We start from the raw sequence: 9,749 nt of genomic DNA on the forward strand, positions 1-9,749 counted from the left end.
CCTCACACCTTGGCGGTCTTCCACCGCCCGCGGCTGAACAGCCACAAGGTGAACACGCCCACGGAGGTCTCCGAGACGAAGACGCCCCAGAACACGCCCGAGTGCGCCCAGCCCATCGGCAACGCCAGCGCCCAGGACAGCGGGATCTGGATCAGCCAGAAGAACACCAGGTTGATCCAGGTCGGCGTCATCGTGTCGCCGGCGCCGTTGAAGGCCTGCACCGAGACCATCCACCAGCCGTAGACGAAGTACGAATACGCCAGGATCGACAGCCACTCGCCGCCGATCGCGACGACGGCCGCGTCGTCGGTGAACAGCCCGACGATCGCGTCGTGCCAGGCGAAGAACAGCACCGACACCGCCAGCGTGAAGGCCATGTTCATCCAGCCGATTCGCCAGACGGCCGCCTCCGCGCGCACCGCCTTGCCCGCCCCGAGGTTCTGCCCCACGAGCGTGGCCGCGGCATTGCTCATGCCCCAGGCCGGCATGAGCGTGAACATCATGATGCGGATCGCGATCGTCGCGCCCGCCACCGCTTCGGTCGAGACGCTGGCGAGGATGCGCATCAGGAAGATCCAGGCCGTCATCGCGACGATCATCTGGCCGATGCCGCCGAGCGAGGTGCGCGCGATCTGCAGCATCGTGCGGCCGTGAAGCTGCAGCGCCGCGCGGCCCACGCGCAGGTGCTCGCCGCCGCGCACGAGGATCCACAGCTGCATCAGCACGCCGGCGCCGCGGCCCAGCGTGGTGGCGATCGCCGCGCCTTCGACGCCCATGGCCGGGACCGGGCCGAGGCCGAAGATGAAGATCGGGTCGAGCACGATGTTCAGCGCGTTCGCCACCCACAGCACGCGCATCGCCGCCGCCGCGTCGCCCGCGCCGCGAAAGATCGCGTTGATGACGAACAGCAGCAAGATGACGGCGTTGCCGCCGAGCATCCACTGCATGTAGCGGTAGCCGTGCTCCAGCACCCACTCGTCGCCGCCCATCAGGCGCAGCAGGTCCTGGGCGAAGAAGATGCCGGCCGCCGCGAACGGCACCGAGACCAGGACGGCGAGTGCGATCGCCTGCACGGCCGTGACGGCCGCCTCGTCGCCGCGGCGCTCGCCGACGCGCCGCGCGACGATGGCGGTGACCGCCGTCGCCAGGCCCATCGCAATCGAATACAGCAGGAAGAGGTAGGTCTCGGTCAGGCCCACCGTCGCGACCGCCGATGGGCCGAGCTTCGCGACGAAGAAGATATCGACAACGGCAAACGTCGACTCGAGCACCAGCTCCAGCATCATCGGCACGGCCAGCAGGAGCACGGCGCGTTTCAGCGGGATGCGCGTGTAGTCGGCGTCGGTGCCGCGCAGCGCGGCACGCAGGTCGGCCCACAGCGAGGGCGCGGGCGAGAGGCTGGCCTCGGATGCGGTCACGACTTGGCCTCCTGTGCTGCGGGCGGCACGGCGGCCGGGTCCATCCAGAAGGGCCCCCACAGGTTCCCGTCGGGGTCGGCGAGGTCGCGGCCGTACATGAAGCCCATCTCCTGCACCGGGTTCACGTCGGCCTGCCCGCCGTTGGCCGCGGCGGCCAGATTCATCGCATCGACGGCCTCGCGACTGTCGACCGACAGGTTGAGCATCACGCCGCTGGCACCGGCCGGCGGGAGCGGCCGCTCGGTGAAGCTGCGCCACTTGGCGTGGGTGAGCAGCATCGCGTAGATCGACTCGCTCCACACCATGCAGGCGCCGGCGTCGTCGCTGAACTGCAGGTTCTGCTCGAATCCGAGCGCCTTGTAGAAGGCGATCGAGGCCTGGAGGTCGGTGACCGGCAGGCTGACGAAGATCATCTTGCTCATGGGTCCTTCCTGTGGGTTGTCCGGGGGGCGGGATCTGCGCACGGGCAGGCCCCACCCGCACGACGATCGAGCGCCGCCCGGATCGACAGCCGGCGACCATTCTTTCAGGGCGCCACCCTCGGACCATGGCCGGAACAGGGGCATCCGGGGATGCCCTGAATTGACGGGCTCTTGAAGACGCGGCGAGCGACCCTAGTTCTGCGAACAGGCGCTGCGGGGCGTCGCGGCGCCGATCCTGTCTGGAGGAACCCACCATGTACCGCAGCCTGTTTCCGAGCGACCTCTTCGCCGAGCTCGATCGCCTTCAGCGCGAAGTGCACGGCGCGTTCGACGTCTCGCCCAGCATCCGCGGCCTCGGCCGCGGCGGCTACCCGGCCCTGAACGTCGGCACCACGGCCTCGTCGATCGAGATCTACGCCTTTGCGCCGGGTCTCGAGCCGGCGAGCATCGACGTCAACCTGGACCGCGGCGTGCTCACCATCGCCGGCGAGCGCAAGTCGCGCGAGGTCTCGCCGGCCTCCGACGAGCGGCTCTCGCTGCACATCGAGGAGCGCTTCTACGGTCGCTTTCGGCGCGTCATCAGCCTGCCCGACGATATCGCGCCCGACGGCGTGCAGGCCGAATACCGCGACGGCATCCTGCACGTGACGGTGAAGCGGCGCGAGTCGGCCCAGCCCAAGCGCGTCGAGATCCACTGACCGAAGGGAGTCCAGCCATGAACACCAGCACCCAAACCAGCAACCAACTGACCGAACGCGAGGCGCGCGCCGCGGCCGTTTCCCAGCAACGCAGCGACCCGGCGCTGACGCCGCCTGTGGACGTGATCGAGGACAGCACGGGCATCACGCTGTACGCCGACATGCCCGGCGTGCCGAAGGACCGGCTGAGCGTCCATGTCGACGGCGACCAACTGAGCGTCGCGGGCGAGATCGTCCTGCCGGTTCCGCAGGACATGACGTCCAGCCATGCCGAAGTACAGCGGTTCCGTTACGAGCGCCGCTTCACGCTCAGCAAGGAGCTCGACGCGGACCGCATCTCGGCGCAGCTGTCGCACGGCGTGCTGACCCTGCGCATTCCCAAGGCCGAGCACGCACAGCCGCGCAGGATCGAAGTGCGCGTGAGCTGAGGGCAGTCGATCACGGGCGCCGAGGGGGCGGCCTGGCCCGTTGCGCGTGTTCGCGTTGGACGCCGCGCCCGCTCAGCTCGGGGCCTTGCCCTTGAGCACTGCCACGATCGCCATGGCGTGGCCGTGCCCCAGCGAGTGGTCCGCCTTGAGCCAGGCGACCACCTGCATGGCCTTCACGTCGGCGCGCAGCTTGCCGTCGGCGATCCAGCCCTTGTCGGCGGCGAGCCGCAGGAAGTCCTCCGGGCTCTTGCCGGTCTTCGCCTTGATGTTGTCGATGTAGGCCTGAAACGTCATGTCGTCGTCCCCGTTCACTGCCCGTGCTGGAGCAGCATGGAGCGCAGCGGGGCGCTCCTGAGCAGCAGCCCGGCCCACAGCGCCAGGCCGATGTAGGCGCCGAACAGCACGTGGCTGAACAGCGGGTTGCCGGCACGCAGCTGCACGGCCATCGCGCCGCCGAGGTAGCCGGTCAGCAGCAGCGCTCCCAGCGGTGCGGTCCTCGGCAGGGCGTAGAGGAGCGTGCAAGCGAGCAGCAGGGCGCCGAGTCCGCGCGCCAGCGAGACGCCGCCGGCGAAGCCGAGGCCTTGCATGGCGTCGATGACCGGCTTGAGCGGCACGAGCTTCATTGCCGCATCGAGCAGCAAGAAGGCGATGGCGAGGCCGCTGAGGACGCGGCCGGTCCACAGAACGTGGGTCGTGAGGGCTTGTGCTTCGATGGGCATGTTGGGCACTCGGATGAAACGAGGGCCGCAACTTATCGGCTCACAGGCCGTCGGGCTTGTACAGGAACGACAACTGCCCCTCGCCGCGTGCGACCTGGGCCGGCGTGCGCCCGATGAAGTGCTTCAGCGAGCGGGTCAGATGCGCCTGGTCGAAGTAGCCCATGTCGTGAACCACGTCCAGGATCGGTACGCCGCGCGTCAGCAGGTACGTCGCGCGACGAGCGCGCTCGATCTGCCTCGCGGTCGACTGCGTGAGGCCCGAGGCGTTCAGGAAGTGCCGCTGCTGCGTGCGCCGGGTCCGGTGGCTTGGCTCTGAGTGCAGCACGGCCCGGACGTGAGGGTCCGAAGCGATCAAGCCCTTGCGCAGCAGCCGGCGGACAAAGACATCGGCGTTGTCGAACGAGGGGAACTCCCAGGCCGAGCCGTCGAGCAGGAACGAGCGCTTCGACAGGCTGGGCAGCGTCGCATCGTTTCGGTCGCGCAATGCCAGGTTCGGCATCGAGGGCATGTAGGTGCCGAGCTTGAAATGAATGCCGATCCATTCGCCGTCGGCGGGACACTCGGCCATCGACGCCCGGGTCTCCGGACCGCGCACCGTCAGGAACACGCGTCCTTGGTGCCGGGTCACGACCATCACCCAGTTGCACGCGGCCATGGAGTGAAACGGCCCGGACCGCTCGCTGCGGCTGCGCCAGACGCGCTCGACCACGCCGCAGTCCGAGGGCCGGTCTTCGAAGGCGATGAGCATGTGGGTCTCCCGGGCCTCAGCCGCGCCGCGCCGCTTCGATCGCGGCGATGTCGATCTTCGTCATCTCCATCATCGCCTCGAAAGCGCGCTTGGCCGCCGCGCGGTCCGCGCCGTTGTGCCTGAACGCCGGGCCGCCGTTGAGGCCCAGGCAGGGAATGCCCATGACGGTGAAGTCGACCATCAGGACATCGCCTTGCTTGCCGGCGGGGGAGTCGCCCGGCGCGCGGTGCGCGGCCGTGACGGCGCTGTCGGGAAACGTCTTGGCGTAGAACTGAGCGGCCTCCAGGGCGGTGCCTTCGTACCAGAGACAGATCGTGTTCTTGCTCATCACGTTCGTTCTCCGGCTCGTGGGGGCGTGCCATCGCACGGCATGACAGCCGGGGTTGCGTGGGCAATTCTCGTTCCGCGCCGTGCGGCCTGAGGTAGCCTCGCGTCCCCAAACCTTCCCATGCCTTGCGACGTGCCGCTGCCCAGCCAGGACCCCGATCTGTTGCGCCGCCTGTTGCGCGCCAAGGACCGCATGGATGCCGCCTCGCACGAGGCCTGGCCCGTCTCGCGGCTGGCGAGCGTGAGCGGCGTGTCCGAGGCCCACTTCGCGCGTTCGTTCAAGCAGGCGTTCGGCGTGCCGCCGCATCGCTACCTGCTGACGCGGCGCATCGAGCGCGCGAGCGCGCTGCTGCGCGACACCGACCTGCCCGTCACCGAGATCGCCTTCCAGACCGGCTGGGAGAGCCTGGGCAGCTTCGGCCGCACCTTCCGCGACATCACCGGCGAAAGCCCGAGCGTCAGCCGCCGGCGCGGCCGAGCCGACGCGAGCGAGCTCCATCGCGTGCCGCACTGCATCGTCAGTGCCGCCCACCGCCCCGGCCTCGAGATCGCAGTTTCGGAGAAGCGGCGCCGCGAGACGGACGCTACAAAGGCGCCTTCGAAATGAACCGGAGGTTCCATGAGTCAGGGTATCGATGTGGTCGGCCTTTATGTGCGCGACCAGGATGAAGCGCTCGCCTTCTATGTCGGCAAGCTGGGCTTTCGCGTCCACACCGACGTCCGCAACGGCGGCTTTCGCTGGCTGACGGTGCAGCACCCGGACCAGCCCTCGTTCCAGTTGGGCCTCTTCACGCCCGGCCCGCCGATGCAGGACGAAGCCACGGCCCAGGCGCTGCGCGCGCTGGTGGCCAAGGGCGCGATGCCGCCGCTCGTGCTGGCGGTGGACGACTGCCGCGCCGCCTACGACCGCCTGCTCGGCCTGGGCGTGGAGTTCACGCAGGAGCCGATCGAGCGCTTCGGCAGCGTGGATGCGGGCTTTCGCGACCCTTGCGGCAACGGCTGGAAGATGATCGGCGCCGGCCGCCATTGAAGGGCAAGCAAATCCCACGCAGGCGCCGTCCAACCCCGTCGCGCCTGCCAGCCGAAATCCCCGCCAGCGGGCGGCCGTCGATGCGGGCCCGTCCACCTGCGCGGCCGTGACGTCCCGGCGCCGCGCAGGTGCCGCGAGACCGGGCGACGCGCGCAGGGGCGCGAGGGGCTTTCGATGAAACTGAATCAACTGCGAGTGAAGACCAAGCTGATGCTCGGCTTTCTCGTGCTGGCCGCCGTGGTGATCGGCGTGGCGATGCTGTCGCTGGTGTCGCTGCACGCCGCCAACGACCGCTTCGCCGACTACCTGGAGCAAGTCGGCACGCGCGAACAGCTGGCCGGCGAGCTGCGCGCGGCCGCGCAGCGGCGCGCCGTCGCGGCGCGCAACCTCGTGCTGGTCACCACGCCGGCGGATCGCGAGACCGAGAGGGCCGTCGTCACGAAGGCGCACGAGGAGGTGCAGTCGACACTGTCGCGCCTGAAGGCGGTGCTGGGCGAGGCGGCCGCGTCCACGGGGCGCGAGCGTGCGCTGCTCGGCGAGATCGAGAAGATCGAGGGCCAGTACGGGCCGGTGGCGCTGGGGATCGTGGACATGGCGCTCGGCGGGCGCAGCGCCCAGGCGATCGAGCACATGAACAACGAGTGCCGCCCGCTGCTGGCCGCGCTGATGAAGGCGACGCACGACTACATCGAGCACGACCACGCACAGGGCAAGGCGGCCGTGGCCGAGGCCGAGGCGGCCTACGCGCGCGAGCGCTGGCTGCTGGTGGTGGTGTGCGCGCTGGCGGTGGCCGCGGCCGTTGGATTGGGCTGGCTGCTCAGCCGCGCCGTGACGGTGCCGCTGATGCGCGCCGTCGCGCTCGCCGAGTCGGTGGCCGGCGGCAACCTGGCCAACGACATCGTCGTCGACCGCCACGATGAGATGGGCCAGCTGCTCGGCGCGCTGAAGAAGATGAACGAGAGCCTGGTCGACATGGTGGCGCGCGTGCGCCAGTCGGCCGACGGCATCGCCATCGCGTCGGCGCAGATCGCCAGCGGCAACCAGGACTTGTCGAGCCGCACCGAGCACCAGGCCGGCGCGCTGCAGGAGACCGCCGCGTCGATGCAGCAGATGACGGCGACGGTGCAGCAGAACGCCGACACGGCGCGCCAGGCCAGCCAGCTCGCGAGCTCGGCGGCCGAAGTGGCGGGCCGCGGCGGCGAGGTCGTCGGGCGTGTCGTGTCGACGATGGGCGAGATCACCGAGTCGTCGAAGAAGATCGCCGACATCATCGGCGTGATCGACGGCATCGCGTTCCAGACCAACATCCTGGCGTTGAACGCGGCCGTGGAAGCCGCGCGCGCCGGCGAACAGGGCCGCGGCTTCGCGGTCGTGGCCGCCGAGGTGCGCAGCCTTGCGCAGCGCAGTGCCCATGCCGCCAAGGAGATCAAGACGCTGATCGGCGCGAGCGTCGAGAAGGTCGGCGCCGGCAGCCGACTGGTGCACGAGGCGGGCGAGACCATGTCCGATATCGTGATGCAGGTGCGCCGCGTCACCGACCTGATCGCCGAGATGGATGCCAAGACGGTCGAGCAAAGCAGCGGCATCGTGCAGGTCAACCAGGCCGTCGCGTCGATCGACGAGGGCACGCAGCGCAACGCCGCGCTGGTGGAGGAAAGCGCGGCGGCGGCCGGCAGCCTGAGCCAGCAGGCCAGCGAGCTGATGGGCATGATCTCGGCGTTCAAGACCGGGGCGTCGCGCCCGGCGACACTGGCGCGATGAAACTCGCCGAGGTTCGTCGCATCGCGCTGGCGCTGCCCGAGGTGGTGGAGCAGCCGCACCACGACTTCACCTCGTTTCGCGTGCGCGGCAAGATCTTCGCGACCGCGCCGCCCGCGGGCTCTCACGTGCATCTGTTCGTCGACGAGCCGACGCGTGGACTCGCGCTGGCGATGCACCCGGAGATCGCCGAGAAGCTGCTGTGGGGCGGCAAGGTGATGGGGCTGCGCGTTGCGCTGGCCGATGCGCAGCCGGCCGTCGTGAAGGACTGGCTGCGCCGCGCCTGGCGGCGCAAGGCACCGATGTCCTTGCACGGCTGATGGCGAGGCAGCTCGCGAGGCCCCCCAAACCGGTGCGGCTCCTGCCGATTGTGGATAGCGCACGGCGGGCCAGCGACTAAGTTCAAGACGGTGGATGCGCCTTGAACGCCGGTGGCGCAAGGAGCTGCCATGCCGAACCCCTCTGCCGCGGATCAAGTGCTGATGCTGCAGTGGCTTGTCGGTGCCGCTGCCGTGACCGCCTATGCCTGGGGGCGTTTCCAGAAGCCGTCGCAGCCGCGCCCGACCACCACCTTCTGGCGTTACTGGAGCGCGGCCTGCGGCTACGTCGTCGCGATGCTCGCGCTGTACGTGATGCTCGGCGGGGCGCTGATCTCCCTCGACCTGAAGAGCATCGCGCCGCTGGTCGAGCCGCTGGTCGGCGCGCTTCCGGCGGAGGTCGGGGCCTTGCCGGGCCCGTTGCTGGCGGCCCTGATGCTGACCTCGCTGCTGCCTGACGTGCCGCTGCTGTCGGTGGTGGACGAAAGGATCAAGCGCTGGTTCTGGCGCGTCGGCAACATTCCCATCGAAGCGCGCGTGCTCGGCGCCCAGCTGCGCAACGCGAGCTTCGATCTGCCGGCCGGCAGCCGCGAGGCCGTGCAAAGCCGGCTCGCGGCGCATGGCGCCGCGCTCGAGTGGCTGGACGCACCGGCGGCGTCGGTGCGCGCTCGCTGGGCGCGCTGCCTCGCGCTGCTGGCGCTGATCGAGCGCTGGGAGTCGGTGCACGACTACGCGCGCTTCGCCGACCAGCACCGCGAGGAGCTGGCGGGCCTGCGCGAGCGCGTCGACGCGCTCGCGATGCTGCTCGACGACCAGACCCTGGCCGAGCTGGACGACGCCGGCGGCTCGGGCCTGGCGCGTGCGGTACGGCGCCGGCTCAACAACGCCGAGGGCGACCTCGCCACGCTGTGGCGCGCGCTGTGCGATTTCGTTGCGCGCGGGGTGCTGGCCGAGGCGCGCAGCAGCCGTCGCCGCCAGCAGGCGCTCGCGCAGATGGGCTTCGCGGGCCACACCGGCGGCGCCCATCCGTTGAGCTCGCACGACATCGTGCTGGTGGTGGGCCTGATCTTCCTGGCGATGCTGTTCGTGCCGCTGATGATGCGGCGAATGTTCGTCTCGCCCACGCTGCTGCCGCCTCAGACGCGCGTGTTGATCATGGTGCCGATCGTCTATGCGATCGCGATCGTGCTGGCGATCTATCCGAAGGCGATCTGGCCCTACGCGCGCCGCGTGCCGGGCGAGCCGCGGCCGGTGGCCGCCTATGCAGTGTGCGGCGCCGCCGCGGCGCTGGCGGCTTTCGCGGTGTCGGTGCTGTTCCGCTTTGCCTTCGACTCGGAAGGCAACGTGCTGCGCACGCTGGCCACGCCGGGCGCCTTCGGCAAGGCGTGGGGGACGACCGCGCAGCGCTGGCCATGGCTGTTGATGAGCTTTGCCGCGACGGTGGCCATTGCCTGGGCGGCCGACGACTTCCAGGGTGCGCAGCGGCCGCCGCCACGGTGGCTGCGCTGGGCCGAGTCGGCGGCGCTGGCGCTCGTGCTGGGCCTGTGCCAGTGGGGCGTCGTGGAGCTGCTGAAGGGGGTCTTGGGCGCTGGCTTTGCGGGCCCGCCCGAGCGCACGATCACGACCGCGGCGGTCATCGGTGCAGTCATCGGCTGGCTGGTGCCCAGCATGTACCGCGCGGGCCGATGGCGCGTCGAACGCGCCGCAGCGTCGGGAACCGACTCGATCGCACCGCAGGCTGCTGGCCAGGTCCTGTGAAGCCCTAGCTGTGAAGCTTCAATAGGTTGTATCGGGTGTTCATCCGGATGGGGTTTGAGAGACTGGAAGTCGCCAAACCTCAATCCAACCCAAAGAGCCGACCCGGATGAACACCCATAAGCATGC

General features: G+C 69.8%; 13 protein-coding genes. 7 read left to right on the forward strand and 6 right to left on the reverse strand.

Annotated elements, in window-relative coordinates; translation table 11 throughout:
- Nucleotides 1-2: 2 nt before the first annotated feature.
- Complete coding sequence (locus ACO2TI_RS17570) at nucleotides 3-1,418, reverse strand: MATE family efflux transporter (protein ID WP_423286343.1); 1,416 nt, start codon at nucleotides 1,416-1,418, stop codon at nucleotides 3-5.
- Nucleotides 1,415-1,840, reverse strand: coding sequence for a VOC family protein (locus ACO2TI_RS17575; RefSeq protein ID WP_423286345.1), 426 nt, complete (start codon nucleotides 1,838-1,840; stop codon nucleotides 1,415-1,417). Before ACO2TI_RS17575 ends, ACO2TI_RS17570 begins: the two co-directional genes overlap by 4 nt.
- A 254-nt stretch (nucleotides 1,841-2,094) precedes the next feature.
- On the opposite strand from ACO2TI_RS17575, the gene ACO2TI_RS17580 reads away from it, so the two are divergent.
- Nucleotides 2,095-2,538 (forward strand): Hsp20/alpha crystallin family protein, encoded by a 444-nt coding sequence (locus ACO2TI_RS17580; RefSeq protein WP_423286347.1) that lies wholly within the window; start codon nucleotides 2,095-2,097, stop codon nucleotides 2,536-2,538.
- A gap of 17 nt (nucleotides 2,539-2,555) precedes the next feature.
- Nucleotides 2,556-2,966: an Hsp20/alpha crystallin family protein gene (locus ACO2TI_RS17585; protein WP_423286350.1), complete on the forward strand. Its 411-nt coding sequence runs from the start codon at nucleotides 2,556-2,558 to the stop codon at nucleotides 2,964-2,966.
- Between the two features lie 72 nt (nucleotides 2,967-3,038).
- Here the strand turns inward: ACO2TI_RS17585 and ACO2TI_RS17590 are convergent, their stop codons facing one another.
- Genes ACO2TI_RS17590 through ACO2TI_RS17605 form a run of 4 tightly spaced genes read right to left on the reverse strand, consistent with a single transcriptional unit; the run spans nucleotide 3,039 to nucleotide 4,764 of the window.
- Nucleotides 3,039-3,260, reverse strand: coding sequence for a DUF4287 domain-containing protein (locus ACO2TI_RS17590; RefSeq protein ID WP_423286352.1), 222 nt, complete (start codon nucleotides 3,258-3,260; stop codon nucleotides 3,039-3,041).
- 14 nt (nucleotides 3,261-3,274) lie between these two features.
- Entirely contained in the window at nucleotides 3,275-3,685 is a 411-nt protein-coding gene (locus tag ACO2TI_RS17595; protein ID WP_423286354.1) for a DoxX family protein, read from the reverse strand.
- 40 nt (nucleotides 3,686-3,725) lie between these two features.
- Nucleotides 3,726-4,433, reverse strand: coding sequence for a helix-turn-helix domain-containing protein (locus ACO2TI_RS17600; protein ID WP_423286356.1), 708 nt, complete (start codon nucleotides 4,431-4,433; stop codon nucleotides 3,726-3,728).
- A 16-nt stretch (nucleotides 4,434-4,449) separates the two neighbouring features.
- Nucleotides 4,450-4,764, reverse strand: a complete 315-nt coding sequence (locus ACO2TI_RS17605; RefSeq protein ID WP_423286358.1) for a VOC family protein — start codon at nucleotides 4,762-4,764, stop codon at nucleotides 4,450-4,452.
- A gap of 117 nt (nucleotides 4,765-4,881) precedes the next feature.
- On the opposite strand from ACO2TI_RS17605, the gene ACO2TI_RS17610 reads away from it, so the two are divergent.
- From ACO2TI_RS17610 to ACO2TI_RS17630, 5 genes are all read left to right on the forward strand, one after another.
- Entirely contained in the window at nucleotides 4,882-5,367 is a 486-nt protein-coding gene (locus ACO2TI_RS17610) for a helix-turn-helix domain-containing protein (protein WP_423286360.1), read from the forward strand.
- 12 nt (nucleotides 5,368-5,379) lie between these two features.
- The gene (locus tag ACO2TI_RS17615) at nucleotides 5,380-5,790 is read left to right on the forward strand and encodes a VOC family protein (protein WP_423286362.1); all 411 of its coding nucleotides are present in this window, start codon (nucleotides 5,380-5,382) and stop codon (nucleotides 5,788-5,790) included.
- Nucleotides 5,791-5,964: 174 nt separating this feature from the next.
- Nucleotides 5,965-7,551 (forward strand): methyl-accepting chemotaxis protein, encoded by a 1,587-nt coding sequence (locus ACO2TI_RS17620; protein ID WP_423286365.1) that lies wholly within the window; start codon nucleotides 5,965-5,967, stop codon nucleotides 7,549-7,551.
- Nucleotides 7,548-7,868, forward strand: a complete 321-nt coding sequence (locus ACO2TI_RS17625) for an MmcQ/YjbR family DNA-binding protein (protein ID WP_423286367.1) — start codon at nucleotides 7,548-7,550, stop codon at nucleotides 7,866-7,868. The genes ACO2TI_RS17620 and ACO2TI_RS17625 overlap by 4 nt, the downstream gene beginning before the upstream one ends.
- 129 nt (nucleotides 7,869-7,997) lie before the next feature.
- A complete protein-coding gene (locus tag ACO2TI_RS17630; protein WP_423286369.1) occupies nucleotides 7,998-9,623 on the forward strand; it encodes a hypothetical protein in 1,626 nt (541 codons plus the stop codon).
- Nucleotides 9,624-9,749: the final 126 nt, after the last annotated feature.

This window comes from Caldimonas sp. KR1-144 (assembly GCF_049446155.1).
Classification (GTDB): domain Bacteria; phylum Pseudomonadota; class Gammaproteobacteria; order Burkholderiales; family Burkholderiaceae_C; genus Rivibacter.